Genomic DNA, 26873 nt, shown 5'->3' with positions numbered 1-26873 from the left:
GCCCTCACGGCCCGGCCCGTCGTCGCCTCCCCGCGCGTGACACGAGGACGGCCAGGCCCGCCAGCAGCAGCCAGGCCGACGTCAGGACCACCAGCCAGGTCCAGCCCGCGTGCCCGTACACGACGCCGCCCGCGGTGCCGCCCACGCCGCTGCCCAGGTAGTAGGCCAGGGTGTACATCCCGGCGGCCCGGCCGCGGGCGCTCGGCTCGGCATCGGCGGTGACCCAGGCGTTCGCGATGGCGTGTGCGGCGAAGAACCCGGCGGTCAGCACGGCGAAGCCGAGCGCGACGAACGGCAGGGCCGGGCTGGCGGTCATGACGGCGCCGGCCACCGTGACCGTCAGCGCCGTGACGAGGGCGGGTGTGCGTCCGAGGCGGGCGGCCATCCGTCCGGCGGCGGCCGACGAGGCGGTGCCCATGGCGTACGCGAGAAAGACCAGGGACGCGGCGGCGGTGCTGAGCGAGATCGGCGGCGCGGACAGGCGGAAGCCGGCGGCGTTGTACAGCGCCACGAACGCGCCCATGCCCAGCGCGCCGACGGCGTAGGCGGCGACCGGCCGCCCCGGCCCCTCACGCTGCGGCGCGGATGCCGCGACCTGGCGGTGCGGGGGCGCGGTCGTCGCGCGTCCGGGCCGCGGGGCTTGGGGATGGCGCGGCGTGCGTGCAGGGGACGGGTGCCGGTCGCGGGGGAGGGCCAGGGCGGTGAACAGCGCGCACAGCAGGGCGACGCTCGCCACGGCGAACAGCGCGCCGTGCCAGCCCAGCGGGCCGGCGGCGAAGCCCGCGCCCAGCCGGCCGAGCATCCCGCCCATCGTGTTGCCCGCGATCATCGCGCCCACCGCGCCCGGCAACCGCGCCGTGCCGAGCCGGTCGGCCAGGTACGCCGCCGCCACCCCGGCGAACCCCGCGACCGCCACCCCCTGGACCGCCCGCATCGCCAGCAGCACGGGGAACGACGGAGCCAGCGGCAGCAGCAGCCCGATCACCGCCGACCCCAGCACCGACCAGAGGATCACCCGCCGCCGCCCCGCCACCCCGGCGAGCCAGGCCAGCGGCAGCACCGTCACGGCGAGCGCGGTCGTGGCCACGCCGACAGCCAGCGACGCGCTCCCCGGATCCAGCCGGAACGCCCCGGCGAGCTGCGGCAGCACCGGCTGGGGCGCGTACAGCAGGGCGAACGACGACAGCCCGGCCGCCGCCACGGCCGCGCTGACCCGCCGCGTGTCCGCGGGCGGAGCCTGAGCCTGAGTGACCACCACCCGCGCCACGCTAGGCACGGCACATAGATACGTCCAATGCAGAAACAGGTCATGATTCATACCGTGATGGATGAGTCCGACGAGCAGCTGGCCGCCCGCCTCGCCTCCGACCTCGCGCTGATCGCGGCGGTCGGCGAGACCGGGCACGTGACCCGCGCGGCCGAGCTGCTCGGCATCCCCCAGCCGACCGCCAGCCGCCGCCTCGCCGCGCTCGCCGACCTGGTAGGCGCGCCGCTCGTGCTGCCCGCGGGCCGCGGCATCCGGCTGACCAGGGCCGGGCGCGTGCTCGCCGCCGCCTCCGCCCGCGCGCTCGGCTCGGTGACCGCCGCCGTCCGCGAGGTGCGCGAGGAGATCGACCCGGGCACGGGCCGCGTCGCCCTCGGCTTCCTGCACCTGCTCGGCCGCACGCTCGTCCCCTCCCTCATCCGTGATTTCCGCGCGCGCCATCCCGGCATCCGGTTCAGCCTGGTCCAGGGTTCGCGGCAGACCATGTTGCGGGCCGCGCGCGAGGGCGAGATCGACCTGGTGTTCCTCGCGCCCATGCCGCTGGACGACCCGGCCCTGGTCAGCAGGCGGCTCGCCGACCAGGAGCTGGTGCTGTCCGTGCCGGGCTCGCACCGGTTCGCGGCCAGGAGGCGGGTGCGGGCCGCCGAGCTGGCGGGGGAGGAGCTGGTGACGCTCGAACCCGGGTACGGCCTGCGCCAGATCACCGACGACCTGTGCGCCAGGGCGGGATTCGAACCGCGGATCGTGTTCGAGGGGCAGGAGTCGGAGACCGTGCGCGGGCTCGTGGCGGCAGGGCTGGGGGTGGCGATCCTGCCCCGCTCCGGGCCGCCCGGCTCGGTCGCCGGGGTCATGGAGATCCCCCTGTCGCCGCCGGTGTTCAGGACGATCGGCGTGAGCTGGCCGGCGGGCGAGCGGCTGACCCCCGCGGCGCGGGTGTTCAGGGACCACGTGTGCGCCGGTGTGACGGACCTGGGGCCGGGATTCCGCGGCGAGCAGCCCGGCCCTTCGTGACCGGTGAGGCCGGCGAGGCTCATGGTCCAGACTGGGGAGATGGCTGAAGACGGCGATGCGGGCGTGCCGGGCTCGCTGGCGAGGGTGCTCGCCGACGTGGCGGCGGAGCGGGCGGCGCAGGACGCGCGCTGGGGCATGCAGATCCTGCCCGACGGCACCGGGGGCGAGCGGGCGGCGGCCGAGTCCGGCGCGGCGAGGCACGCGACGGACACGGCCGCCCGCGCCGGGACGCTGACGTGGCGGCACATCCTGGAGGAGGAGGTGATGGAGGCGTTCGCGGAGACCGAGCCGGACCGGTTGCGTGCCGAACTCGTCCAGGTGGCCGCCGTGGCCGTCAAATGGGCCCAGGCCCTCGACCGCCGCCCGCCCGGACGGCCACGGAACACGGCTGCCGGCACCTCCCCGATCCGGGACCCGGGTGGGGCGGGGTAGGCCGAGCCGGAGGACACGGACCGCCGCCGGGAGGACGGCCCTCGGTCCGCCGATGTCGCGGGTGAGTCACGCGGGCGGCGGGCCGGCCCTCGTGGTGTAGATCGTGACGGCGTACGGGCGGGGAGGCGCGAGGTAGACCTCCTCGGCCAGCCGCGACAGAGCCGCGTCGGCGTCGAGGTAGCGGTGCAGCCGCCCGGCCTCCGGCCATGGGTGCACGGCCACGAGCACCCCGTCGCCCGGCACGAGCAGCCGGCCCAGCCGGGCGCTGGCCAGGCGCAGGCGCTCGTGGCGGCCCAGGTAGTAGAGGGTCTCCGAGCAGAACACGAGGTCGAAGCGCTGCTCGGGCACATGGGTGAGGATGTCGGCCTGGACGAAGCGCACCCGGCCGGTGTCGGGGACCCGCCGGCGCGCCCGCTCCAGCGCCCGTGCGGAGACGTCGACCCCGACGATCTCGGCCTCGGGATAGGCGTCCGCCAGCCCGCGGGTGAAAGCGCCCTCGCTGCACCCGACCTCGATGATGCGCCGGTACGGCCTCCGCGGCACGTGTTTCAGCGTGGCCTCGTACTTCTGCCGCTCGTAGGTGTCGGTCGACAACTTCCAGGGGTCGGGGACCCGGTGCCGCCAGTCGAAGAAGCGGCCGAGGACCATGCCCTGGGCCTGCGGCGGGAGCAGTGACAGGGCGCGGAACAGCGTACGGTGCATGACCTCTGGAACGGGCGGCATGGCGGTGGCGCGGCCTCTCTCGGATGAGACGCGTGAGCGTCTGCGTGAACTGAGATGACGTCGTCACCGAAGCGAGTTCCCGGATGACCACCGTCTATGCCCGCCGCCCGACGGCGAGGGGATCGCGCGCGGGCGCAGGAGACGGCGAACGGTTAGGATCACCCGAACATGGTTCTGCGCGACTGAAGGATGTCCCCATGATCCGCCGGCATACCATCGCTGACCTGCTGCGGCGCTCGGCCGCCCGCCACCCCGCCAAGACCGCCGTCGTCTACGGTGACCTGCGCCAGAGTTACGCCGACCTCGATCTGATGGTCAACCGCACGGCGAACGCGCTGGCGGCGCGGGGCGTCGGCAAGGGCGACCGGTTCGCGGTGCTGAGCCACAACAACCACGCGTTCGTGGTCGCGTATTTCGCGCTGGCCCGGCTGGGCGCGATCTCCGTGCCGATCAACTTCATGCTGGGGAGCGACGAGGTCGCGTACATCCTGGAGCATTCGGGCGCGACCGGGATGCTGGTGGAGGAGGGGTTGCTGCCGGTGGCCGACGCCGCGGCGGGCGCGCGGGTCACCGTGCGCGGGGTGATCGGCGCGGCGGCGGACGGCTGGGAGCCGTTCGCGACCTGGGCGGCCTGCGACGACGCGTCGGAGCCGCAGGTGGACATCGCCGACGACGACCCGATCCAGCTCATGTACACCAGCGGCACCGAGTCGCGCCCCAAGGGCGCCACGCTGTCGAGCCGCAGCCTGATCTCCCAGTACGTCACGTGCGTGGCCGACGGCGAGATGAGTCCCGGCGACGTCGAGGTGCACGCGCTGCCCCTCTACCACTGCGCGCAACTGCACTGTTTCCTCACGCCCGGCATCTACCTGGGCGCCACCAACATCATCCTGCCAGGAGCCACCCCCGCGGTGATCCTGGCCACGATCGAGGGCGAGCGCGCGACGAAGCTCTTCTGCCCGCCCACCGTCTGGATCGGCCTCCTCCGCCACCCCGACTTCGGCCGCCGCGACCTGTCGTCGTTGCGCAAGGGCTACTACGGCGCCTCGATCATGCCCGTCGAGGTGCTGAAGGAGATCGCCGCCCGCCTGCCCGAGGTGCGCCTGTTCAACTTCTACGGCCAGACGGAGATGGCCCCCGTCGCCACGATCCTCGGGCCCGACGAGCAGCTCACCCGGCTGGGCTCGGCGGGCAGGCCCGCCCTGAACGTCGAGACCAGGATCGTCGACGACGAGGACAGGCCGGTGCCGCCCGGCGTGGTCGGCGAGATCGTGCACCGCAGCCCGCACGCCATGCTCGGCTACTGGAACGACCCCGCCAAGACGGAGGAGGCGTTCCGCGGCGGCTGGTTCCACAGCGGAGACCTGGGCGTCATGGACGCCGACGGCTACCTGTCCGTGGTCGACAGGAAGAAGGACATGATCAAGTCGGGCGGTGAGAACGTGTCGAGCCGCGAGGTCGAGGAGGCCGTCTACCAGCATCCGGAGGTCGCGGAAGCCGCCGTCTTCGGCGTGCGGGACGAGCGGTGGATCGAGGCGGTGACGGCCGCCGTGGTGCTGCGCGAGGGCGCCGGGGTGACGGCCGACGAGCTGATCGTGTTCCTGCGGGAGCGGCTGGCCGCCTTCAAGACCCCCAAGCGGGTGGTGTTCGTGGAGTCCCTGCCCAAGAACGCCTCGGGCAAGGTGCTCAAGCGGGAACTGCGCGACCGGTTCTGACCGGCCGCCCCGGCGGCCGGTCAGCGGTGGTCAATTCACGTACGCCGCCACGACCCAGCGGACCGGCCGGTTGGTGGCCTCACCCCACAGGCCCACCTTCCCGGTGATCGTCACCTTCTCGCCCTTGGGCACCCTGTGCTCGGCCATCGCCATCGGGAAGGGGCCGCTCTTCCAGGTGCCGCAGTCAGCGGTCGAGCCGGTGTCCTTGCCGTTGATCCGGTAGGTGAACCAGATGCGGCGGGCCAGGTCGCCCGTGCAGAGCTGTTCCAGGCCCAGCTTCCCGCCGGGGCTCCTGACCACCAGCTCGAACGAGCGCTCCTTCGTCCACGTGCCGCCCGTCCTGGCGGCAAGTCTCATGCCGGCCAGCTTGGCAGGCGGGGAGCGCAGCTCGCCGGGCTCGACCGGCTCGGCGGGCGGCGTCCACTCGTAGACGGCCAGGCTCCAGGCGGCCCAGTGCGGCTTGACCGGCTCGCACTTTCCGCCCTTCTTCTCGCGTACGCAGCCGTACCCGGTTATTTCGGTGTCGAAGGTGACGGTGACCTCTGTGGCGCCCTCCGGTACGACCAGCGGTCTGAGCTCCATGTCCTTCCCACATCTCAGGAAGCTGGCCCGGTGGGGCCTGCCGTTCACGGCGACGTGCGGCGGCTGGCCCCCTGGCCTGCCCTGGCACAACCCGGCCAGGTCCAGCGGCCTGCCGGTGACGGGGACGGTGACCGACGCCTTCTGACCGCCCTTGGCCGCCAGCTCGGCCGTGGCCACCCGCCGGTACTCGGTGCCGTCACCGGAGGTGAACGTCTCGGGCAGCTCGGCCGCGGGCCTGGCCGCCGCGGTGATCTCCCGGGCGGGGGGCTCGGCCGCGCCGGGGAGGAGGGAGACGCCGAGCACCACGGCCGCCGCCACCGCCGCGCCGGCCATCGCGCCCCGCCGGACGCGGGTCCTGCGGATGCGGGAGCGGATCTGGTCGTGCCGGTGCGGGTTCGGGGGCGCCGGGGCCCCGGCCCGCTCCCGCAGGACGTCACGCAGGTCGTGCGCGCTCATCGGTGCAGCTCCTTCACGATCGATTCGTCCACTCGCAGCTTGGCCAGCGCCTTGGCGCACTGGCTCTTGACCGTGCCCTCCTGGCAGCCCAGGATCCTGGCCACCTCGGCCACCGGCAGGTCCTCGTAGAACCGCAGCACGACGACCGCGCGCTGCCGGGCGGGCAGGCGGCCGACCGCCTGCCACAGCTCCTCCCGCTCGCCGCCGGGAGGATCGTGCGCCACGGCGTGGGGCAGGTCGTCGCTGGGCAGCTCCCTGCGCCACCTGCGCCGCCACCAGGACGTGTACGTGGTCACCAGGACCCTGCGCACGTACGCCTCGGGCTCGTCGATGCCCGGCCAGGCGAACCAGGCCTTGGCCAGTGACTCCTGCAGCAGGTCCTCGGCGACTCCCCAGTCGCGGGTCAGCAGGTACGCGGTGCGCAGCAGCCGATCGGACCTGGTCGCCACAAAGTCATGAAATATCGCCCTATCCGCCAACGTGAGATGCCTCCTCGAAGCTTGCTGACGGTAGTGACGCATCGAGCGTGGCGTCAGGTTGCCCCGCGCCGAACCGGCGCCGCCGGCCGGGGGAACCGGCGTCAGGGGGTCTCGGCGCGCGTGACCGTGAACGGCACCAGCTCGCCCAGCCCGCGCACCGACAGCCGGTCGACCGCCCGCAGCCGGAACTCCCGGTCGCCCTCGAGCTCCTCCGCCAGCTGCGGATCGGCCAGGATCGTGCCGGGCAACGACAGCGCGGTGAGCCGGCTGGCCAGGTTGACCGTGGTGCCGAACACGTCGCCCATGCGCCACATCACCGGCCCCGCCGCCAGCCCCACCCGCAGTTCCGGCATGTCCTTGCCGCGCGCGTGCGTCTCCACCAGCCGCGCCGCGATGTCCGCCGCCACGTGCGCCTCATCGGCCACGAACAACACCGAGTCGCCCAGCGTCTTGATCACCCGCCCGCCGGACGAGGTCACGATGTCGGCCGAGCGTCCCTCGAACCTGTCGACCAGCCGGGCCAGCTGGCCGAGGGTGATCTGCCGGCTCAGCCGGGTGAACGCGACCAGGTCGGCGAACCCGACGGACAGCCGTACGGCGCTCATGTCCTGGCCCGCGATGCGCCCCGCGGCGGCGGCGAGCTGGCGTTGCCAGGCGTAGACCAGCAGCCGCGCCAGGTCGGGCACCACGAGCTCCGCCCGCCTGCGCCACGCCCGCGACCGCTCCTCCAGCGGCACGCCCGCCTGGTCGAGCGACTCCACGCCCACCTCGGCCTGCGACTCGGCCAGCCTGGTCGTGGCCCGGCCGATGGAGCGGGCGATCAGCAGCATGTGCTCCTCGTCGTAGGCGCCGGAGCCGACCATGCGCAACATCGTCTTGAGCGCCTCGACGTCGGAGTCGGTGAACTCGACCGCGTCGTCGGCCACGTTGGGGAACCCGAGGGCGCGCCAGAGCCGCCGCGCGCGGTAGACCGGCACCCCCGCCATGTCGGCGACCTGGTGGCTGGTGTAGCGGCGCGGCTCGCGCAGGAACGCCTCGCGCAACGCGTCCCCATCATCGAGCGGCACGTGGGCAAGATAACATTCGGGGCCCCGGGTCAGGTGACCAGTGCGGAGTCAGCGCGATCACTCCAGCAGGGCTCGCAGGGCCGGACGTTCACCGTCCGGCACGTAGTCCGCGTAATAGTCGTACATCGCCCTGCGGGTCAGCCGGGCGGCCAGCGGCCCGTCGCCCGCGCGCACCGCCGCCAGCACCTCCTCGTGGTGCTTGATCGTCTGCCGCATCAGCGCCGGCCGGTCGGGGGCGGCGGCGAGCTTCTCCGAGATCAGCCCGAGCACGATCGAGCGGACGACGTCGGTGCAGATCTGGATCAGCTTGTTGCCGCTGGCCCGCGCCACCACGTCGTGGAAGGAGACGTCCTCGGCCACGAACGCGTCGTGGTCCGTCGCGGCGCGCATGCGCGCGACGGCCGCGCCCATCTCGTCGAGCTGCCCGTCGGTGCGCAGCCGGGCGGCCAGCAGGCTGGCCGACGAGTCGAGCACCATCCTGAACTGCACCAGCTCGGCCAGCGACAGCTCCTCCACCCTGGCCAGCGTGGTCATCGACTTGTGCAGGGCGGCGGGCGTGAACGGCAGCACCTCCGCCCCGTGGGGATCGCCGGGACGCGACCGGACCAGGCCGCGCGCCTGCAGCACCCGCAGCGCCTCGCGCACGGTGGACCGGCTGACCGAGAACTGCACCATCAGGTCGCGTTCGCTGGGCAGCCGCTCGCCGGGGCTGAGCGCGCCGCTCTCGATGGCCTCCTCGACCTGCTCCACGACCCGCTCGTAGGCGCGTACGGCACGCACCGGCTCGAACCGCGGACCACCCATGCAATCCCCCTTGACCCGAGCCGCCGACGACTGGCAATGTGCAGCCTACTGGTCCGACCAGTGCACTAGCCAGGAGGCTGAAGATATGAGGCGCATCGGCATCTGGATCGCCGTCGGCGGTCTCCTGCTGGCCACGGCCGCCTGCGGCGGCGGCGACGGCGGTGAATCCGCGTCCGGCACCCCCGAGGCCGAGTCGCTGGCCGTCGGGTTCGTGGCCGAGCCGGCCAACCTCGACTTCACCTCCACCGAGGGCGCCGCGATCCCGCAGGCGCTGCTCGTCAACGTCTACGAGGGCCTGGTCAAGCTCGACCAGGCCGGCGAGATCGTGCCGCTGCTGGCCGAGAAGTGGGAGGTCTCCGACGACCGGAGGACCTACACGTTCACGCTCCGCGAGAACGTGAAGTTCTCCAGCGGTGCGCCCTTCACCGCCGACGACGTGGTGTTCTCGCTCGACCGGGTGAAGTCCGACTGGAAGCTCAAGATCAAGTCGCAGCTCGACGTCGTCGACAAGGTGGAGAAGAAGGACGACTCCACCGCCGTGGTCACGCTCAAGCAGCCGAGCAACGGCTTCCTCTACTCGATGGCCACCAGGCTGGGCGCGATGTTCAGCCGCACGGGAGTGTCCGACCTGGCCGGCAAGCCCGTCGGCACCGGCCCGTACGTGCTCGGCTCGTGGCGGCGCGGCGACTCGATCGAACTCGACGCCAACCCCTCCTACTGGGGCACGAAGCCGCCGCTGTCGTCGATCACGCTGAAATACTTCAAGGACGCGACGGCGATGAACAACGCGCTGCTCACCGGCGGCATCGACGTCATCTCCAGCGTGCAGGCGCCCGAGTCGCTGCAGCAGTTCGCCGACCCCGGCCGCTTCGAGGTCATCGAGGGCACCACCAACGGCGAGGTCGTGTTGTCGATGAACAACGGCCGCCCCCCGTTCGACGACAAGAAGGTCAGGCAGGCCGTCCGGCACGCCATCGACCACAAGGCGCTGCTCGACACCGCCTGGGCCGGGCGCGGCGAGCTGATCGGCTCGATGGTGCCGCCCACCGACCCCTGGTACGAGGACCGCACCGGCGACTACCCCTACGACCCGGCCAAGGCCAAGCAGCTGCTCGGCGGCAAGACGTACGACGTCAAGATGCGCATCCCCAACCTGCCGTACGCGGTGGCCAGCGCCCAGGTCGTCAAGTCGCAGCTGGCCCAGGTGGGCATCACGGCCGAGATCGAGCCGCTGGAGTTCCCCGCCCGCTGGCTGGACCAGGTGTTCACGAAGGGCGACTACGACCTGTCGATCATCAACCACGTCGAACCCCGAGACATGGGGATCTTCGCTGACAAGTCCTATTACTTCGGTTATGACAATCCCGAGTTCGGCAAGCTCCTCGCCTCCGCCGACCAGGGCACCGAGCAGGAGCAGGCCGACGACCTCAAGCAGGCCGCCAAGCTCCTGTCCGACGACGCCGCCGCCGACTGGCTCTTCCTCTTCCCCAACCTGATCGTGGCGAAGAAGGGCGTCACCGGCCTGCCGAAGAACGCCATCTCGGAATCCTTCGACTTCACCGCACTCGCCAAACAGTGACCCTCTACCTGCTCAAACGCCTGGCGGTGCTGCTCGCCAGCACCGCCGTGGCCGCCGTCGTGGTGTTCGCGTTCATGGCGCTGCTGCCCGGCGACCCGGCCGAGATCGCGCTCGGCGTCAACGCCACGCCCGAGGCGGTGGCCGCGCTGCGCGAGCAGTTCGGCACCGACCGGCCGCCCGTCGTGCAGTTCCTCGACTGGTCCGGAGGTCTCCTCCAGGGCGACTTCGGCACCTCCTACGTGACCAGCTCGCCCATCGGGCCGCAGATCGGCGAGCGGCTCGGCGTGACGGCCGTGCTCGTGCTCGGCGGCATGGCCGTGGCGCTGGCCGTCGCGGTGCCGCTGGGCACGTACGCCGCCGTGCACCACCGCGACCCGCTCGGCGCGGCGATCAGCGCGGCCAGCCAGGTCGGCATCGCGATCCCGGCGTTCCTGGCCGGCATCCTGCTGGTCTTCGTGTTCGCGGTGCAGGCCCAGGTGCTGCCGTCCGGCGGCTACGTCCCCTTCACGGAGGACCCGGGGGAGTGGCTGCGCGGCCTCCTGCTGCCGTGGGCGTCGCTCGGGCTCGTCCAGGGCGCGGTGCTCACCCGCTACGTGCGCAGCGCCGTGCTCGACGTCATGCGGGAGGACTACCTGCGCACCGCCCGCGCCAAGGGCCGCGGCAGCACCGGCGCGCTGTGGCGCCACGGGCTGCGCAACGCCTCCGTCCCCGTGGTCACCGTGCTCGGCCTGCAACTGGCCACGCTGCTGATCGGCGCGGTCGTGGTCGAGCGGGTCTTCGTCATCCCCGGGCTCGGCGACCTGCTGCTGAACGGCGTCGCGGGGCGCGACCTGCTGCTCGTCCAGGGCGTGGTGATGGTGCTGGTGGCGGCCGTCCTGCTGATCAACTTCGTGGTGGACGTCGCCTACCACCTGCTCGACCCGAGGCTGCGGTGAACCGGAGGGTGCGATGAGGGGCAGGACGAACGCCGGGCTGGTCGCGGGCGGCACGCTCGTCGGGCTCGTGGTGCTGACGGCCGTGGCGTCCTTCTTCTGGACGCCGCACGACCCGACGCTCGTGGACGCCGCGCAGAAGCTGCGCGAGCCGGGCGGCGGCTACCCGCTCGGCGCCGACAAGTTCGGCCGCGACACCTTCAGCCAGCTCATGGTCGGCGCGCGTACCACCCTCTACGTCGGCATCGTGGCCGTCGGCATCGCCGCCGCGCTCGGCGTCCCGCTCGGCATGATCGCCGGGATGACGCCGCGCGGCTGGCTCTCCGAGCTGATCATGCGGGTCAACGACCTGGTGTTCGCCTTCCCCGCGCTGCTGCTCGCCGTGATGTTCGGCGCGGTCTACGGGGCCGGCACGCTCACCGCCATGATCGCGATCGGGGTGGCCACCGTGCCCGCGTTCGCCAGGGTGGCCCGCGCCGCCACCCTGCAGGTCATGGTGACCGACTACGTCATGGCCGCCAGGGCCGCGGGGCGCCGGCGGCCCGCCATCGCCGTGCGGCACGTGCTGCCGAACATCGGCTCGATGCTGATCGTGCAGGCGTCGGTGTCGTTCGCGATCGCGATCCTGGCCGAGGCGGCGCTGTCGTTCCTCGGCTTCGGCACCCGCCCGCCCACGCCCTCGTGGGGCCGGATGTTGCAGGAGTCGCAGGAGTTGTTGTTCTCCACCCCGCGCCTGGCGCTCTGGCCAGGCCTGGCGATCGCGCTGGCGGTGCTCGGCTTCAACCTCCTCGGCGACGGCCTGCGCGACTATCTGGACCCGAAGCTCAGGAGGATCCGGTGAGCACGCTGAGGGTCGAGAAGCTGACCGTCAGGGCCGGATCGCTGGAGCTCGTGCGCGAGGTCTCCTTCACGATCGCGCCCGGCGAGCGGGTCGGCCTCATCGGGGAGTCGGGGTCGGGCAAGTCGCTGACCGCGCTGTCGCTCATGGGCCTGCTCCCCGAGGGCGTCACCGCCTCGGGCACCGCCAGGCTGGGCGACCGCGACCTGGCCGGCGTGCCGGAGAGCCGGGTCAAGGACCTGCGCGGGCGCGAGGTGTCCATGGTCTTCCAGGAGCCCATGACCGCGCTCAACCCGCTCATGCGCGTCGGCGCCCAGGTGGCCGAGGTCATGACGCTGCACGGCACGCCGCGTCAGGAGGCCCGCGAACGCGCCGTCGCGATGCTGGAACGCGTACGCCTTCCCGAACCGGCCCAGGTCGCCCGCGCCTACCCCCACCAGCTCTCCGGCGGCCAGCGGCAGCGCGTCATGCTCGCCATCGCCCTGGCCAACGGACCAGGCCTGCTCATCTGCGACGAGCCCACCACCGCGCTCGACGTCACCGTGCAGAAGCAGATGCTCGAGCTGATCGCCGAGGTCGCGCCCGCGCTGCTGTTCATCACTCACGACCTCGCCGTCGTCGCCTCCGTCTGCGAGCGGGTCCTCGTCATGTACGGCGGCCGCGTCGTCGAGAGCGGCCCCATCCGCGAGGTCTTCGCCCGCCCCCGCCACCGCTACACCGAAGGGCTGCTGGCCGCCTCCAAGCTCCCCCCGCGCGGCACCCGGCTGCCCACCATCCAGGGCAGCGTCCCGTCGGCGGGCCGGTTCCCCGGCGGCTGCGTGTTCAGGAACCGCTGCCCGCACGCCACCCCCGCGTGCGAGGCGGCGCCGGCGCTGACAGGAGACGGACATGCCTTCGCATGCTGGCACCCCGCTGATTGAGGCGAGCGGCCTCAACCGCGTCTACCACCGGCCCCGCACCTCGCTCGCCAGGCCGGGCGCCGCCGTCCACGCGCTGCGCGACGTGTCGCTGACCGTCCGGCGCGGGGAGCGGTTCGGCATCGTCGGAGAGTCCGGGTCGGGCAAGTCCACGCTCCTGCGGCTGCTGTGCGCGCTCGACCGGCCCACCAGCGGCTCCATCCGCTTCGACGGGCAGGAGATCGCCGGCCGGCCGGAGAAACGGCTGCGGTTCCTGCGCGAGAACCTCCAGATCGTCTTCCAGGACCCGATGAGCTCGCTCGACCCCCGCATGCGCGTACGCGACCTCGTCGCCGAGCCGCTCGTCGCCCTCGGCCTGCCGGCCGGCGACCGCGTGAGCGAACTGCTGGCCGAGGTCGGGCTGCCGCCCGAGGCCGCCGGCCGCTACCCCCACCAGTTCTCCGGCGGGCAGCGGCAGCGCATCGCGATCGCCCGCGCGCTCGCGCCCCGGCCGAAGGTGCTGGTCGCCGACGAGCCGGTGAGCGCCCTGGACGTGTCCGTACGCGGGCAGATCCTCAACCTGCTGGCCGACCTCGTCGACGAGCTGGGCCTCACGCTCGTCTTCGTCTCGCACGACCTGTCCGTGGTGCGGCACGTGTGCGAGACGGTCGCGGTCATGAGCGAGGGCGAGATCGTGGAGACCGGGCCCGTGGACGACGTCTGGGAGGCGCCCGCCCACCCGTACACGCAGGAGCTGCTGCGGGCCGTACCGACATTGGAGGGTTTGTGGTGATCGAGGTCGACGCCGAGGGCGTGGTGGAGTTCACGCGGGCGCTGGTGCGGATCCCCAGCACCAACGACCCGGCGCGCGGCCGCGACGAGCGGCCCGCCGCCGAGCTCGTCGCGGCGAAGATGCGCGAGTGGGGCTGGGAGCCGGTCGTGTACGAGGCCGCGCCAGGACGGCCCAACGTCGTGGCGGTCGTCGAGGGCGGCGGCGGCGACGGGCCGACCCTGATGTTCGAGGGCCACACCGACGTGGTGACCGAGGGCGACCTGTCCACGTGGACCGTCGACCCGTTCGGCGGCGAGATCCGCGACGGGCGGTTGTGGGGCCGCGGCAGCGCCGACATGAAGTCCGGTCTCGCGGCCACCCTCTACGCCACCCGCGCCCTGCAGCTCGCTGGACCGTTCCCCGGCCGGGTCAAGGTGTGCGCGCTCGCCGACGAGGAAGGCCTCATGCTCGGCGCGCACCACTTCGTCGCCGAAGGCCTGGCGGCCGACGTGGACGGCGCGATCGTCGCCGAGCCCGAGGCGGGCGAGATCTGCGCCGTCGCCAAGGGCGCGCTGCGGCTGCGCGTCGACCTCACCGGCAGGATGGCCCACGGCGCGATGCCGCAGCACGGCCGCAACCCCATCCAGGCCGTGGGCGAGCTCCTCGCCGGCCTGCGGTCCCTGCAGGACGAGCTCCAGGCGTCGCACCCGGCGCACGAGCACCTCGGCGAGGTGTACGTGACGCCGACCGTGCTGCGGGCCGGGTCCGAGGAGCAGGTCAACGTCATCCCCGCGCTCGCCTCCGTCTTCGTCGACGTGCGGACCGTCCCCGGGGTCGAGCACAAGGTCATCGCCGAGCGGGTGGCGGCCCTCGCCTCCCGCGACGGGATCACCGCCGAGGTGTCGACGCTGGTGGACCGGCCGCCGGTGGACGTGCCCGTCTCCGACCCGGTCGTCGCGGCGCTGGCCGCCGCGCACCGCACCGTGACCGGGCGGGAACCGGTGTACGGTGGCGTGCCCGGCTCGACCGACGGGACCGTGCTGACCCACTGGGGCGGCGTCCCCTCCGTCGTGTACGGGCCGGGCGGCAAGTGGATCGCGCACCAGGCGGACGAGTTCGTCGAGATCGCCGAGATCGTCCGGTGCGCCGAGGTGTTCGCCGAGGCCGCCCGCCGGTTCCTGACCGGAGACCACTGATGCGCTCGGGCCCCGCCAACGCGCTGGTGGACGTCCCCGGCCTGCGCGTCGGCCACGCGCAGCGGGTCGGCGGCGGCCACCGCACCGGCACCACCGTGGTCGTGGCGCCCGCCGGGGGCGCGGTGGCCGGGGTCGACGTGCGCGGGGCGGCGCCCGGCACCCGTGAGACGGAGCTGCTCGACCCGCGCAACCTGGTGGAACGCGTGCACGCCGTGGTGCTGTCGGGCGGGAGCGCGTTCGGGCTCGGGGCGGCGTGCGGGGTCGTCGACCGGCTCGCCGACGCGGGCATCGGGTATCCGGTGGAGGGCGGCGCCGTACCGATCGTCCCGGCGGCCGTCATCTTCGACCTCGGGCGGGGCGGCACTTTCCGCGCCGTCCCTGACGCGGCGCTGGGCGCCGCCGCCTATGACGCCGCCCTTTCCCCGGCGGCAACCCGCGACGCGCCGGCCGCTTCCCGCCCGCCGGTGACCGCCCTTTCCGACGAACGACCGGCCCTCCGGCCCCGTGAAGGGACAGTGACCCAGGACGGCGGGGTGTCGTGCACGACGGCGCCGGCGACGGCCAACGGGTCGGTCGGGGCCGGGACCGGCGCGGTGGCGGGCGGGCTGGCCGGGGGCCTGGGAACGGCCAGCGCCGTGCTCCCCGACGGCACGACGGTGGCGGCCCTGGCCGTGGTGAACGCCGCGGGCTCCGTTCTCGACCCCGCCGACGCCACCCTCTCCGGCGCCAGGTACGGCCTGCCCGGGGAGTTCGCCTTGGAGCCTCCCAAGCCGGAGGAGGCCGCGGCCTGGCGTCCGGAGAAGGCGCCGTCGTTCAACACCACCATCGGCGTGGTGGCCACCGACCTCGCCCTCACCAAGGCCCGGTGCGGCAAGCTCGCCGCGGTCGCCCACGACGGCCTGGCCAGGGCGATCAGGCCGGCGCACACCATGACCGACGGCGACACCATCTTCGCCCTGGCCACCTGCGCCCGCCCCGCCCCCGACCACGACGTGCTCCAGGACGCCCTGGCGGCGGTGGCCGACGTGTTCAGCCGCGCCGTGGCGCACGCCGTGCTGGCCGCGACCGGCCGCGAGGGCGCGCCCGCGTACCTCGACGTGTTTCCCAGCGCCCTACGGAAAGAGCCATGAGCATCGAGCAAGCCTGGCCCGCCGGACTGCCCATCGGCGACGGATGGACGGAGACCGCGGCAACCACCGACGTGATCTTCCCCTACGACGGCACCCGGGTCGCCGCGGCCCCGCTGGGCACGCCGGCGCACGCCCGGCAGGCCCTCGACGCGGCGCTGGCCGCCGCCCCCGCCATGGCGGGCCTGCCCTCGCACGCCCGGCGGGCCGCCCTCACGCACGCCCACGACGCGCTGGAGGCGGCCCGCGAGGAGTTCGAGCGGCTCTTGGTGCTGGAGACCGGCAAACCGCTGGCCGACTGCAAGGTCGAGGTCGCGAGGACGCTGGTCACCCTGGCCACGGCCGCCGAGGAGGTCGCCAGGCTGCACGGGGAGACCGTGCCGCTCGACCTGCTGCCGTCGGGGGAGGGCCTGATCGGGTTCTGGACGCGCCGGCCGATCGGCGTCGTCGTCGGCATCACCGGCTTCAACTACCCGCTGCTCCTCGCCGCGCACAAGATCGCCCCGGCCGTCGCCGCCGGGTGTCCCGTGATCGTCAAGCCGGCGCCCGCGACCCCGCTGGCCACCCTCTGGCTGGTCCACCTGCTGCGCTCGGCCGGCGCGCTTCCCCCGGCCGCCGTGCAGCTCGTCACCGGGGACGTCGAGGTCGGCAGGACCCTGGTGGAGGACCGGCGGATCGGCGCGGTCTCGTTCACCGGCTCGGCCGCGGCGGGCCACGCCATCGCGCGCGGCGCCGCCCCCACCAAGGTGCTGCTGGAGCTCGGCTCGAACGCGGCGCTCGTGGTGGCGGCCGACGCCGACCTGGAGGCCGCCGCCGACGCGGTCGTGCGCGGCGGCTACTACGCCTCCGGCCAGGCGTGCATCTCGGTGCAGCGGGTGCTGGTCGAGGAGCCCGTACGCGACAGGTTCCTCGCCCTGCTGGCCGAGCGCGTCAAGGGCGTCACCGTCGGCGACCCGCGCCTGCCGGGCACCCGCGTCGCCCCGCTCATCGACGAGGCGGCCACCGACCGCGTGCTCGCGTGGATCTCCGCCTCGGGAGCGCAGCCGGTCACCGGCGGGCACCGCGTCGGACGCGCCCTGGCGCCCACGGTGCTCGCCGACGTCCCCGACGGCGCCGACGCCTGGGACGAGGAGATCTTCGGCCCCGTGGTGTGCGTGCGCCAGGTGCCCGACCTCGACGCCGCCTTCGCCGCGGTCAACGCCTCGCGGTACGGCCTGCACGCGGCGGTCTACACCCGGTCGCTGGCCACGGCGTTCGCCGCCGTCGAGCGGATCGAGGCCGGGGGAGTGGTGGTCAACGACGTGCCCGGCTTCCGGGCGGACAACATGCCGTACGGCGGCGTGAAGGACTCGGGCGCCGGCCGCGAGGGCCCGCGGTTCGCCATCGAGGAGCTGACCGTCACCAGGATGGCCATCATCCGGCCGCAGGCGTGACGCGCCGGCCCCGCCTCCGGTAGGCGGCGAAGGCGGCGCCGCACAGGAGCGCGAGCAGCACCGTGGTCGGCAGCCCCGTGAACGGGCCGGCCGTGGCGGGCTCTCCCAGCAGCGGGCTCGCCTGCGGCTGGGAGAGCAGCACCATGGCGAGCTGCGGCGGGCCCTGCCCGGGTGCGGCCACCACGAAGACAAGGGACGCCAGCCAGAGCGGCGTCGCGTGGAAGGCCATGGCCGCCCACAGGCTGCCGCCCATCAGCGTGAGCAGCGCCGCCAGCACCGACCAGAGCACCAGGTTGGCGGCCAGCACCCAGGTGAACCGGTGCAGGGGAGAGATCAGCATCAGCGGGCCGGCGAAGTGGAACAGCGCGAACGCCCCCGACGAGATCGCGATGCCCGCCGTCGTCCCCCAGCGTGTGGTGGCGCTGCGCAGGATCCAGCCCCGGTAGAGGATCTCCTCGATCGAGATCATCACGATCCTGCCCAGGTAGAACGCCGGCAGCAGGTACGCCAGCGCCGCGAGCGGCGTGCCGGAGGCCACCAGCGTGTCGTCCACCCGCAGGTTCCCGATGGCGGCCTGCAACGCCAGCCACCCCGCGATGAACGCCGTCCCCAGGCCGAAGCCGGCCGCGTGCTGCCTCCAGGCGAGCCCGTCCCACGTGAGGCCGAGCGAGGCGGCGAACGGCCGCCGCTCGTAGAACCGCACCCAGGCCCAGAGCAGCAGGAAGATGGGCGCGTGGCCGAGCACGGGCTGCAGCACGGCGAAGACGGCGATGAGCGGCGGCGACGGCTGCGTCCCCGCCAGCAGCGCACCCAGCGTCCGGAAGAGCAGCATGCCCGCGAGCAGGCCGGCCGCGTAGATCAGTTGCGCCAGCAGAACGGTGAGCAGGGGATGGGTGTCACGTCCGATCCCCCTCGAAGTGACGGCAGGAGAAGTCATGCCGCCGAAGGTAGGCAAACGCCGCGCGAGGCGAATCCCGCCGGCGACCTGTCCGGGTACGACCCTGAGCTATGTCGCTGGTCATGTTCCCCTGCCGGGGGCGGAGAACGGCCCGGCCCTGGTGTTAGCGTGATGCCGTGGCTGGAGGTGATCGCTGGACCCACGGCACCGACACGCGGGCCCCCTACGTGCTGACCGCGCTGTGCGCCTTCGCGAGTCTGGTGTTGTTGTTGAGCGCGCTGTACGCCGCCGCGGCGGGCAAGGGGACATGGCTGTTCGCCGTGCCTCCCGTGGCGCTGCTGCTCCTGTGGCCCTTTCTGCACTGGAACCGCGGCGCCTCGCCGGCCCGCAAGGCGGTCAGCCTGCTGTTCATGCTGGCCGCGCTCGCGGGCGTGCTCAGCGGCAGCTCCGCGTCGGGCTACCCGCTGATCGCTGTCACGATCGTGCACGCCATGTGCGTGTTCGGCGTCCTCGGGGGCGCCGGGTTCAGCGTGGTGCTGGTCGCCGGCGGGTTCGTCGGCAGCATGCTGGTGCGGGGCCCGTACGAAGCCGGCTGGGCGGTCGCTGAGACGGTCATCATCGCGGCGTTCGTCGTTCTGGCGCTGGTCACCGCGCACACGCTGCTCGACGCGCGGCAGCGCGCCCGCGAGACCGAACGCCTGCTCGGCGAGCTCAGCGAAGCCCACGCGGAGCTCGGTCGCTACGCCGCCAGGGTGCGCGAGCTGACCGTGGCCGAGGAACGCGCCCGCATGTCCCGAGAGATGCACGACTCCGTCGGCCACTACCTGACCGTGATCAACCTCGGCCTGGAGAACGCCCAGCGATACCGGGAGACCCGGCCCGACGACGCGTGGGCGGAGGTACGCCAGGCGCAGCGGCTCACCATGGAGGCGCTGGCCGACACCAGGCGCTGGGTACGCGCGCTGAAACCGCTTGCTCTCGAAGGGCGGGCCGGGCCCGCGGCCATGGCGGAGCTGGCCAGGTCGTTCGAGGGGACGGGTCTCGAGGTCACGTTCCGCGCGGCGGGAGCCGGGTCGACGCTCGGCGAGGAGGCCGAGCTGGCCCTCTACCGCACGCTGCAGGAAGGCCTGACGAACGCGGCACGCCATTCGGGCGGGCGCAAGGTCGAGGTCGTGCTGGTGTCCTCGGACGACGAGGTCATGCTGTCCATCGCCGACGACGGCCGCGGAGCCCTCGCCGGCGACGGCCACCCGGCGGGGGACGACGGCGACCCGACAGGCGGCGGAGAGGGCGGCGAGGGCCGCGCCCAGCGTGTGGTGGGCGGTGAGCGCGGGCTCGCCGGCCTGCGGCAGCGGATCGCGGCGCTGGGCGGCACGCTCACCGCCGGAGCCGCGCCCGGCGGCGGGTTCGTGGTGCGCGTGAGCCTGCCCGCGCGAGCGGAGGTGGGCGTGTGACCGTGCGGGTGCTGATCGTGGACGACCAGGTCCTCATGCGCGAAGGGCTGCGCAAGCTGCTGGAGATCGAGGAGGGCATCGAGGTGGTGGGCGAGGCCGCCGACGGCGTCGCCGCGCTCGACCTGCTCGACGCCGCCCGGCCCGACGTGGCGCTGGTCGACGCCCGGATGCCCCGGATGGACGGCATCGAGCTCATCGCCCGGCTCGACGTGCCCGCGATCATCCTGACGACGTTCGACGACGACGACTACATCTTCGGCGGCCTGCGCGCCGGCGCCCGCGGCTACCTGCTGAAGGACACCCCGCCGCACGAGCTGGTGGCGGCCATCCGCAAGGCGGCCCGCGGGGAGACGGTGCTCGGCGGGGTCGCGGCGGAGCGCGTGGTCGCCGAGCTGCGGCGGGCGCCCGCCGCCCGCGACCTCGGCGAGGAGCTGTCCGAACGCGAGCGCGAGGTGGCCGTGCTGGTGGGCCAGGGGGCGACCAACCGCGAGATCGCCAGGCGGCTGTTCATCACCGAGGGCACGGTGAAGAACCACATCTCCAGCATCCTGCGCAAGCTCCGCCTGCGCGACCGCACCCAGCTCGCCATCAGAGTCTCCCGAGGGGGATCGTCGCCTTGAGGCGACGGGGGAATCGGGAGCGGGAGGGCCGTCAAGGCCCGAGCGTGCCCTGACCTGTCAGGTCCGCGCATCACGGATGTCCTTCCTGGTTGTGTCGGCGCCGGCCGGCATCGTGGCGGTGTCGTTACCGATCGTGATGGGAGGTGGGTGTGCGCAGGTCGTTCACGTTCCTGCTGCGCCCCACCGCCCGGCAGGTCGGCAGCGCTCGCGGCGTGCCTGGAGGACCACCGCACGCTCTACAACGCCGCCTTGGAGCACCGCCGCACCGCCTGTGCCAGGGCGGGCGTGGCCGTGCGCGGGCCCATCGTCATCGTCGTGCGAAGGGGGTAACGGTTCGAGCTGTGGCCTGCGGTTTCATCGTGGAGCTGTTCGGGTGATCATGTTGACAGCGCGGTCGATGTCCTGCGGCATGAGGTCCGCTCGTGCGGACAGCCGCAGCCGTGAGATCCCGTCCGGGACCGATGGCGGGCGAAAGCAGCCGACCGCGATTCCGGCGTCCCGGCAGGCGATGGCCCAGCGCACGGCAGCGTCGGCGTTCTCGGCGAGTACGGACAAGACGCATGCCTCGGGCCGTGGCGTGTCCAGCCCCGCCGCGGCGAGCCTGGCGTGCAGCTCGCGTGCGGTGTTGCGGGCCTTGGACGGGCGCGCGGGGTCGCGGCGCAGCAGCCGGAGTGCCGCCAGCGCGGCGGCGGTCGCCGCGGGAGCGAGTCCGGTGTCGAAGATGAAGGTCCTGGCGGTGTTGATCAGGTGGTCGATCACGCGGGCCGAGCCGAGCACCGCTCCCCCCTGGCTGCCCAGCGCTTTGGACAGTGTGATCGTGCAGACGATGTCAGCTGCGCCGGCGAGCCCCGCCGCAGCCGGCGCTCCACGCCCGCCTGTCCCCAGCACGCCGAATCCGTGCGCGTCGTCTATGATCACAGCCGCTCCGACCTCACGTCCGACCTCGGCCAGGTCGGTCAGCGGCATGGCGTCGCCGTCCACGGAGAAGACCGATTCGGTCACGATGATGGCGCGGCCGTCATGGTGTTCCAGGGCCTGGGCCGCCGCGGCGGGGTCGGCGTGGGGGACGACGACGGTCTCCGCTCGCGACAGTCGGCAACCGTCGATCAGCGAGGCGTGGTTGTGGCGGTCGGAGGCGATCAAGACTCCTGGGCTGGTCAGGGCGGTGACGGCGGCCAGGTTCGCCGCGTATCCGGAGGCGAAGACCAGCGCGGCCTCGAAGCCGGTGAAGTCCGCGAGCTCCGCTTCCAGCGCGGCGTGCAGTTCGGTCGTTCCTGTGACGAGCCGCGAGCCTGTGGCCCCGGCTCCCCAGCGCCTCGCCGCCTCGGCGGCGGCGCGCGTGACGTCTGGGTGCCTGGCCAGGCCCAGGTAGTCGTTGGAGGCCAGATCAAGCAGGGCCGAGTCGGCGGGCCGTGGGCGGAGGGCGCGGGCCAGACCGGCGCTACGGCGCTGGTCGGCCTGTACGGCGATCCAGTCGAACGGGTTGGGGCGCATGGCCAGGGAATCTAGCCCGGGTATGGGCGTGGCCGTGGTAGGGCCGTTCTACAACCTTCCCTGAACGATCTTGTCGTTATCGCCCATCGGGTGCCGCCGACGGCCTGGCGGAGGATCGAGGCATGGAACTGTTGACCACGCTGGTGGACAAAGGGCTGCGCGGACAGGGGCCGACGCGCGAGGAGGCCCTGGCCGTGCTGGCTACTTCCGACGACGAACTGCTCGATGTGGTGGCTGCGGCCGGGAAGGTGCGGCGGAGGTGGTTCGGCCGTCGGGTCAAGCTGAACTACCTCGTCAACCTGAAGTCGGGCCTGTGTCCTGAGGACTGCTCGTACTGCTCGCAGCGGCTGGGCTCGAAAGCCGAGATCCTCACCTACAGCTGGCTCAAGCCGCACGAGGCCGCCGCCGCGGCCGAGGCTGGGACGAAAGGCGGCGCCAAGCGCGTGTGCCTGGTGGCCAGCGGGCGCGGCCCCACCGACCGGGACGTCGAGCGGGTCGCCGGCACCATTGAAGCGATCAAGGAGCGCAGTCCCGACGTGGAGGTCTGCGCCTGCCTGGGCCTGCTGTCAGAGCAGCAGGCCCAGCGGTTGCGTAAGGCGGGCGTCCACGCCTACAACCACAACCTCAACACCTCCGAAGACGAGTACGGCAAGATCTGCACCACGCACGGATTCGCCGATCGGGTGGACACCGTCCGGCGTTCGCGTGAGGCGGGCATGTCGGCCTGCTCCGGCCTGATCGCCGGGATGGGCGAGAGCGACGCCGATCTGGTGGACGTGGTCTTCGCGCTGCGAGAACTCGATGTGGACTCGGTGCCGGTGAATTTCCTGATCCCTTTCCAGGGGACGCCGTTGTCGCAGACGTGGGAGCTCAGCCCTCAGCGGTGCCTGCGGATCCTGGCGATGGTGCGCTTCGTCTGCCCGGACGTGGAGGTCCGCCTTGCCGGTGGTAGGGAGATCCACCTGCGCAGCCTGCAGCCCCTGGCCTTGCACATCGTCAACTCGATCTTCCTCGGCGACTATCTGACCAGTGAGGGACAGCCCGGCGAAGCCGACCAGGAGATGATCAAGGATCTCGGCTTCGTGGTGGAGGAACCGGGGTCCGCCACGCTACCCGAGCACCGCGGCGCGGCCGCGCCCGCCCAGCCTGGGAAGCACGGCGACGCGTCGGCCGCCGAGTCCGCACGCACCGACCTGGTGGCGTTGCGCCGCCGCGGTGCCGGTACCGACCTGGCGCCCAATGCGTGACTTCCGGCCCGTCCCGGAGCTGCTGGAGCTGGACCGGACCCACGTGTGGCATCCATACGCGCCAATGCCGGGCCGCGAGACCCCGCTGCTGGTGGAATCGGCCTCCGGGGTTCGGCTGCGGCTGGCAGAGCCGGTCGAGGGCCAGATGGAGCTGGTGGACGCGATGTCCTCCTGGTGGGCCGCCATCCACGGCTACGGACACCCCGTCCTGGACTCCTCGGTACGCGACCAGCTGGGCCGGATGAGCCACGTCATGTTCGGCGGACTCACCCACGAGCCCGCGATCCACCTCGCCGCCCGCCTGGCGGAGATGACCCCAGATCCGCTGGAACACGTCTTCCTCGTCGACTCGGGCTCGGTCGCGGTCGAGGTGGCGGTCAAGATGTGCCTGCAGTACTGGCGGTCGCTCGGCCACCCGGACAAACAACGCCTGCTGACCTGGCGTGGCGGGTACCACGGCGACACCTTCCAGCCGATGTCCGTGTGCGACCCCGAGGGCGGCATGCACTCCCTGTGGACTGGAGTGCTGCCGCGACAGGTCTTCGCCGACGCCCCGCCCGCGGGCTTCGACGCCGAGCCCGACCTCGCCTACATCGCGCACCTGGCCGAGCTCATCGAACGGCACGCGCACGAGGTCGCGGCCGTCATCGTCGAACCGGTAGTGCAGAACGCGGGCGGCATGCGTTTCCTGTCACCCGGCTACCTGCGGGTGCTGCGCGAGCTGTGCGACACGCATGGGGTCCTTCTCGTGTTCGACGAGATCGCCACCGGCTTCGGCCGGACCGGCGCGCTGTTCGCCGCCGACCACGCGGGCGTCGCCCCGGACGTGATGTGCGTGGGCAAAGCGCTCACCGGCGGCTATCTCAGCATGGCGGCCACCGTGTGCACGCCCGAGGTGGCCCACGGCATCGGCCGCGGTGACTTCCCCGTGCTCGCCCACGGTCCCACGTTCATGGGCAATCCGCTCGCCGCCGCCGTCGCGGGGGCCTCCCTCGACCTCATGGCGGACTGCGCGTGGGAGGGCCAGGTCAAGCGGATCGAGACGGGACTGCGGTCCGGGCTCGCCCCCGCGCGCGGGCTGGGCGGGGTGCGCGACGTCCGCGCGCTCGGGGCCATCGGCGTCGTCCAGCTCGACCACGACGTCGACAGGGTAGCCGCCACCCGCGCCGCCGCACGTCACGGTGTGTGGATACGTCCCTTCAAGGATCTTGTCTACACCATGCCACCCTACGTCATCGACGACGCCGACCTCGGTCGCGTCACCACCGCGATGGTCGCGGCCGCCGCGGCAGGCTGACACCCTCGGAGGGGAACGTCCTCATGCGTGTTCTGATCATCACCGGTACCGGGACCGAGATCGGCAAAACCGTGACCACCGCGGCCGTCGCGGCGCTGGCGGTCGCGGCGGGCCGCCGCGTCGCCGTGCTGAAACCGGCTCAGGCCGGTCTGGCCCCCGGTGAGCTGTGCGACGTGGACGAGGTCGCCCGTCTGGCCGGCGCTGTCACCCGCAGCGAGCTGGCCCGCTACTCGGAGCCGCTCGCGCCGGCCACCGGCGCCCGCAGGAGCGGCCTGGCTCCGGTACGCCCCCGCCGAGCCGCGGAGGAGGCCGCCCGGCTCGCGGACGACCATGACCTCGTCCTGGTCGAAGGCGCGGGCGGGCTCCTCGTGCGCTACGACCAGGACGGCGGTACCATCGCCGACGTGCCCGTCGCGCTGCGCGACCTCGGCGTGGACGTCTCCGTCCTGCTCGTCACCACCGCCGGGCTGGGCACCCTCAACAGCACGGCGCTGACCGCGGAGGCGCTGCGCACCCGCGGTCTTCCTCTGGACGGCCTGGTCATCGGCAGCTGGCCCGCCGCCCCCGACCTGGCCACCCGCTGCAACCTGACCGATCTGCCAGCCGTCGCGAACGCACCTCTCCTGGGGGCCCTGCCAGAACGCTGTGCGAAACACGATCGCAAAGCGTTCCTCCCCCTAGCTCGCGCCTGTCTCGCCCCAGAACTCGGCGGCATGTGGAATCACCGCGAATTCCTTGCCCAACATCCCGAAACCGGTCAGCTGTGCGCAGCACCGTCCGGATGACCTCGGTGTCCCGATCCCGCACGGTCCACAGCGGCCGGCCGCCAGCGCCGTACCCAGACTCCGGCTTGTCGTCGCTCACGCCTTCTCCGTAAGCGAATCGACACCACAGCCGCAGAGTCATGCATCGTCGCAGATTAGGCATATCCGTTGGAAATTTCTCCAGGCCTGCGGCGAAGTCCGACGTGGCCGGTCCGACCCGGCCGCGGACCCGGTCGGCGCGCCGGCGGTCAGTTCGGGGGGTCGAAGCGGCCGTCCACGGCGGTCCAGCCGCCGTCGACGTACAGGACCGAGCCGGTGACGAAGCTGGCCGCGTCGCCCGCCAGGTAGACCACGGCGCCGGCCATCTCCTCGGCCGCCGCCCACCGGCCGAGCGCGCTCTTGGCGGCGTACGCGTCGTACCAGCCAGGGTCCTTCTTGATCTGCTCGGTCAGCGGCGTCTCCACCACGCCGGGCGCGATCGCGTTGACCCGCACCCCGTGCGGCCCGAACTCGGCCGCGGCGGTCCGCAGCAGCTGCACCAGCCCGGCCTTGGTGGCGGAGTAGACGCTCTGCCCCGGCTCGGTGACGGACGCCCGGATCGAGGCGAACCCGATGATCGAGCCGCGCCCCCGCTCCACCATGCCCGCCCCGAACGCCCGCACCACGTCGAACGAGCCCCGCAGGTTCAGCCCCACCACCCGGTCGAACTCCTCGCCGGTGTAGTCGAGCAGCCGCTTGCGCACGTTGGTCGCGGCGGTGAACACCAGGACGTCGGCGGGTTCCTCGTCGGCGAGCCGGCGCACGCCGGCGGAGTCGAGCACGTCGACCAGCCGCGCACGGCCCGCGCACCGGCCGGCGGTCTCCTCCGCCGCGGCCAGGTCACGGTCGGCGCACACCACGAACGCCCCGTGAGCGGCCAGCGCCAGCGCCGCCTCCCTGCCGATCCCGCTTCCCGCCCCGATCACCACGGCCCGCCGCCCGTCCAGGCGGAACAGCGCGTCATATCTCATACGAGGCACCCTAACGACTGGTCAGACCAGTGCACCAGGTCCCCCGCCCCACGCGGGCTCCGTTCACGGCCGCCAGCCGGAGCGCAGCAGTTCGTACTCCACCTCGCCCTGGTCGGAGCCCGGGATGGGGTCGGGCCAGTCCTCGAAGAACGTGCGGACGAACGTCAGCCCGCATCTCTCCATGACGCGCCGGGAGCCGAGGTTGACGGCCATCGTCCTGGCGAACACCCGGCGGGCGCCCAGCTTCTCGAACGCCTCGCGGATCAGCGCCCGCGAACCCTCGGTCGCGTACCCCTTGCCCCAGGCCCGCTTGTGCAGCCGGTAGCCCAGCTCGGGCTCGTCGGCCGGCCCGCCCTCGGGTGCGCGCAGGTGGAACCAGCCGATGAACTCTCCCGAGGGCTTCTCGTGGGCGGCGAAGAAGCCCGTGGCGATGAATCGGGGCAGCGTCTCGCCGGTGATCACCTCGCGTGGCGTCGGCTTGCCGCCGTTGAGGTAGCGCATGACGTCGGGGTCGTTGTGCAGGGGGAAGAGGAGGTCGGCGTCGGACTCGGTGAAGCGGCGCAGGATCAGCCGCTCGGTCTCCAGGTGAACGTGCACGGGGCAACGGTAGCCAGCCGGATCGTGCGGGCTCGACAGATTTTCGCGCGGCCGTCCGCGCGCCGGCCGTCGGCCGGCCGCCGCACGGGCGGAACGGCGTTCCCTGCTAGCCTTCCCCCGGAGAACGGCATTCTCCGTCCGCCGCCGTGCGCGCCGCCCAGGAGGCGCTCGGCCGGCTGGGCGTCA

The 26873-nt window shown here is 72.9% G+C and carries 26 protein-coding genes; 16 read left to right on the top strand and 10 right to left on the bottom strand.

Annotated features, from left to right (window positions below; translation table 11 throughout):
* Nucleotides 1-4 precede the first annotated feature (4 nt).
* Entirely contained in the window at nucleotides 5-1258 is a 1254-nt protein-coding gene (locus ACZ6SA_RS43150) for an MFS transporter (protein WP_347644810.1), read from the bottom strand.
* A gap of 66 nt (nucleotides 1259-1324) precedes the next feature.
* Here ACZ6SA_RS43150 and ACZ6SA_RS43145 point away from each other — a divergent pair, with 66 nt between their 5' ends.
* Both ACZ6SA_RS43145 and ACZ6SA_RS43140 read left to right on the top strand, forming a co-directional pair.
* Complete coding sequence (locus ACZ6SA_RS43145) at nucleotides 1325-2275, top strand: LysR family transcriptional regulator (protein WP_347645168.1); 951 nt, start codon at nucleotides 1325-1327, stop codon at nucleotides 2273-2275.
* A gap of 39 nt (nucleotides 2276-2314) precedes the next feature.
* Complete coding sequence (locus ACZ6SA_RS43140; protein ID WP_465834893.1) at nucleotides 2315-2707, top strand: hypothetical protein; 393 nt, start codon at nucleotides 2315-2317, stop codon at nucleotides 2705-2707.
* 66 nt (nucleotides 2708-2773) lie between these two features.
* Here the strand turns inward: ACZ6SA_RS43140 and ACZ6SA_RS43135 are convergent, their stop codons facing one another.
* On the bottom strand, nucleotides 2774-3430 hold the full coding sequence (locus ACZ6SA_RS43135) for a class I SAM-dependent methyltransferase (protein WP_465834891.1): 657 nt from the start codon (nucleotides 3428-3430) through the stop codon (nucleotides 2774-2776).
* Nucleotides 3431-3627: 197 nt separating this feature from the next.
* Here ACZ6SA_RS43135 and ACZ6SA_RS43130 point away from each other — a divergent pair, with 197 nt between their 5' ends.
* On the top strand, nucleotides 3628-5145 hold the full coding sequence (locus ACZ6SA_RS43130; protein WP_465834889.1) for an acyl-CoA synthetase: 1518 nt from the start codon (nucleotides 3628-3630) through the stop codon (nucleotides 5143-5145).
* A 30-nt stretch (nucleotides 5146-5175) separates the two neighbouring features.
* On the opposite strand, the gene ACZ6SA_RS43125 is transcribed toward ACZ6SA_RS43130, so the two are convergent.
* Genes ACZ6SA_RS43125 through ACZ6SA_RS43110 form a run of 4 tightly spaced genes read right to left on the bottom strand, consistent with a single transcriptional unit; the run spans nucleotide 5176 to nucleotide 8533 of the window.
* Entirely contained in the window at nucleotides 5176-6183 is a 1008-nt protein-coding gene (locus ACZ6SA_RS43125) for a hypothetical protein (protein ID WP_465834887.1), read from the bottom strand.
* Nucleotides 6180-6704, bottom strand: a complete 525-nt coding sequence (locus tag ACZ6SA_RS43120) for a SigE family RNA polymerase sigma factor (RefSeq protein WP_347644815.1) — start codon at nucleotides 6702-6704, stop codon at nucleotides 6180-6182. The genes ACZ6SA_RS43125 and ACZ6SA_RS43120 overlap by 4 nt, the downstream gene beginning before the upstream one ends.
* Before the next feature lie 59 nt (nucleotides 6705-6763).
* A complete protein-coding gene (locus ACZ6SA_RS43115) occupies nucleotides 6764-7729 on the bottom strand; it encodes an adenylate/guanylate cyclase domain-containing protein (RefSeq protein WP_465834884.1) in 966 nt (321 codons plus the stop codon).
* A gap of 57 nt (nucleotides 7730-7786) precedes the next feature.
* A complete protein-coding gene (locus ACZ6SA_RS43110) occupies nucleotides 7787-8533 on the bottom strand; it encodes a FadR/GntR family transcriptional regulator (RefSeq protein WP_347644817.1) in 747 nt (248 codons plus the stop codon).
* Between the two features lie 85 nt (nucleotides 8534-8618).
* Here ACZ6SA_RS43110 and ACZ6SA_RS43105 point away from each other — a divergent pair, with 85 nt between their 5' ends.
* From ACZ6SA_RS43105 to ACZ6SA_RS43070, 8 genes are read left to right on the top strand one after another with little or no spacing between them, the layout of a single operon-like run.
* The gene (locus ACZ6SA_RS43105) at nucleotides 8619-10112 is read left to right on the top strand and encodes an ABC transporter substrate-binding protein (protein ID WP_465834882.1); all 1494 of its coding nucleotides are present in this window, start codon (nucleotides 8619-8621) and stop codon (nucleotides 10110-10112) included.
* Complete coding sequence (locus ACZ6SA_RS43100) at nucleotides 10109-11047, top strand: ABC transporter permease (RefSeq protein WP_347644819.1); 939 nt, start codon at nucleotides 10109-10111, stop codon at nucleotides 11045-11047. Before ACZ6SA_RS43105 ends, ACZ6SA_RS43100 begins: the two co-directional genes overlap by 4 nt.
* 13 nt (nucleotides 11048-11060) lie before the next feature.
* Nucleotides 11061-11885 (top strand): ABC transporter permease, encoded by an 825-nt coding sequence (locus ACZ6SA_RS43095; protein WP_347644820.1) that lies wholly within the window; start codon nucleotides 11061-11063, stop codon nucleotides 11883-11885.
* Nucleotides 11882-12802: an ABC transporter ATP-binding protein gene (locus tag ACZ6SA_RS43090; protein WP_347644821.1), complete on the top strand. Its 921-nt coding sequence runs from the start codon at nucleotides 11882-11884 to the stop codon at nucleotides 12800-12802. The genes ACZ6SA_RS43095 and ACZ6SA_RS43090 overlap by 4 nt, the downstream gene beginning before the upstream one ends.
* The gene (locus ACZ6SA_RS43085) at nucleotides 12771-13571 is read left to right on the top strand and encodes an ATP-binding cassette domain-containing protein (RefSeq protein WP_347644822.1); all 801 of its coding nucleotides are present in this window, start codon (nucleotides 12771-12773) and stop codon (nucleotides 13569-13571) included. Before ACZ6SA_RS43090 ends, ACZ6SA_RS43085 begins: the two co-directional genes overlap by 32 nt.
* Nucleotides 13568-14746, top strand: coding sequence for a M20 family metallopeptidase (locus tag ACZ6SA_RS43080; RefSeq protein WP_347644823.1), 1179 nt, complete (start codon nucleotides 13568-13570; stop codon nucleotides 14744-14746). Before ACZ6SA_RS43085 ends, ACZ6SA_RS43080 begins: the two co-directional genes overlap by 4 nt.
* Entirely contained in the window at nucleotides 14746-15876 is a 1131-nt protein-coding gene (locus ACZ6SA_RS43075; RefSeq protein ID WP_465834878.1) for a P1 family peptidase, read from the top strand. The genes ACZ6SA_RS43080 and ACZ6SA_RS43075 overlap by 1 nt, the downstream gene beginning before the upstream one ends.
* Nucleotides 15873-17306, top strand: a complete 1434-nt coding sequence (locus ACZ6SA_RS43070; RefSeq protein WP_347644825.1) for an aldehyde dehydrogenase family protein — start codon at nucleotides 15873-15875, stop codon at nucleotides 17304-17306. Before ACZ6SA_RS43075 ends, ACZ6SA_RS43070 begins: the two co-directional genes overlap by 4 nt.
* Here the strand turns inward: ACZ6SA_RS43070 and ACZ6SA_RS43065 are convergent.
* The gene (locus ACZ6SA_RS43065; protein ID WP_347644826.1) at nucleotides 17287-18243 is read right to left on the bottom strand and encodes a CPBP family intramembrane glutamic endopeptidase; all 957 of its coding nucleotides are present in this window, start codon (nucleotides 18241-18243) and stop codon (nucleotides 17287-17289) included. The two genes, ACZ6SA_RS43070 and ACZ6SA_RS43065, sit on opposite strands and share 20 nt — an antisense overlap.
* A gap of 137 nt (nucleotides 18244-18380) precedes the next feature.
* On the opposite strand from ACZ6SA_RS43065, the gene ACZ6SA_RS43060 reads away from it, so the two are divergent.
* Both ACZ6SA_RS43060 and ACZ6SA_RS43055 read left to right on the top strand, forming a co-directional pair.
* Nucleotides 18381-19658, top strand: a complete 1278-nt coding sequence (locus ACZ6SA_RS43060; protein WP_465834876.1) for a sensor histidine kinase — start codon at nucleotides 18381-18383, stop codon at nucleotides 19656-19658.
* Nucleotides 19655-20278: a response regulator transcription factor gene (locus tag ACZ6SA_RS43055; protein ID WP_347644828.1), complete on the top strand. Its 624-nt coding sequence runs from the start codon at nucleotides 19655-19657 to the stop codon at nucleotides 20276-20278. Before ACZ6SA_RS43060 ends, ACZ6SA_RS43055 begins: the two co-directional genes overlap by 4 nt.
* Before the next feature lie 354 nt (nucleotides 20279-20632).
* Here ACZ6SA_RS43055 and ACZ6SA_RS43050 read toward each other — a convergent pair whose 3' ends face one another.
* Entirely contained in the window at nucleotides 20633-21772 is a 1140-nt protein-coding gene (locus ACZ6SA_RS43050; protein WP_465834873.1) for an 8-amino-7-oxononanoate synthase, read from the bottom strand.
* A 122-nt stretch (nucleotides 21773-21894) separates the two neighbouring features.
* Here ACZ6SA_RS43050 and bioB point away from each other — a divergent pair, with 122 nt between their 5' ends.
* From bioB to bioD, 3 genes are read left to right on the top strand one after another with little or no spacing between them, the layout of a single operon-like run.
* Nucleotides 21895-23019, top strand: coding sequence for a biotin synthase BioB (bioB, locus tag ACZ6SA_RS43045; protein WP_465834871.1), 1125 nt, complete (start codon nucleotides 21895-21897; stop codon nucleotides 23017-23019).
* The gene (locus ACZ6SA_RS43040) at nucleotides 23012-24316 is read left to right on the top strand and encodes an adenosylmethionine--8-amino-7-oxononanoate transaminase (protein WP_465834869.1); all 1305 of its coding nucleotides are present in this window, start codon (nucleotides 23012-23014) and stop codon (nucleotides 24314-24316) included. The genes bioB and ACZ6SA_RS43040 overlap by 8 nt, the downstream gene beginning before the upstream one ends.
* A gap of 23 nt (nucleotides 24317-24339) precedes the next feature.
* A complete protein-coding gene (bioD, locus tag ACZ6SA_RS43035; protein WP_465834867.1) occupies nucleotides 24340-25101 on the top strand; it encodes a dethiobiotin synthase in 762 nt (253 codons plus the stop codon).
* A 227-nt stretch (nucleotides 25102-25328) separates the two neighbouring features.
* On the opposite strand, the gene ACZ6SA_RS43030 is transcribed toward bioD, so the two are convergent.
* Both ACZ6SA_RS43030 and ACZ6SA_RS43025 read right to left on the bottom strand, forming a co-directional pair.
* Nucleotides 25329-26090, bottom strand: a complete 762-nt coding sequence (locus tag ACZ6SA_RS43030; RefSeq protein WP_465834865.1) for an SDR family NAD(P)-dependent oxidoreductase — start codon at nucleotides 26088-26090, stop codon at nucleotides 25329-25331.
* Between the two features lie 63 nt (nucleotides 26091-26153).
* Entirely contained in the window at nucleotides 26154-26687 is a 534-nt protein-coding gene (locus tag ACZ6SA_RS43025; protein WP_465834863.1) for a GNAT family N-acetyltransferase, read from the bottom strand.
* Between the last annotated feature and the right edge of the window lie 186 nt (nucleotides 26688-26873).

It is taken from the genome of Nonomuraea sp. NPDC049378, assembly GCF_055586745.1.
The sequence above is the reverse complement of the archived record's forward strand: the minus strand, read 5'-3'. Positions and strand labels throughout refer to the sequence as shown.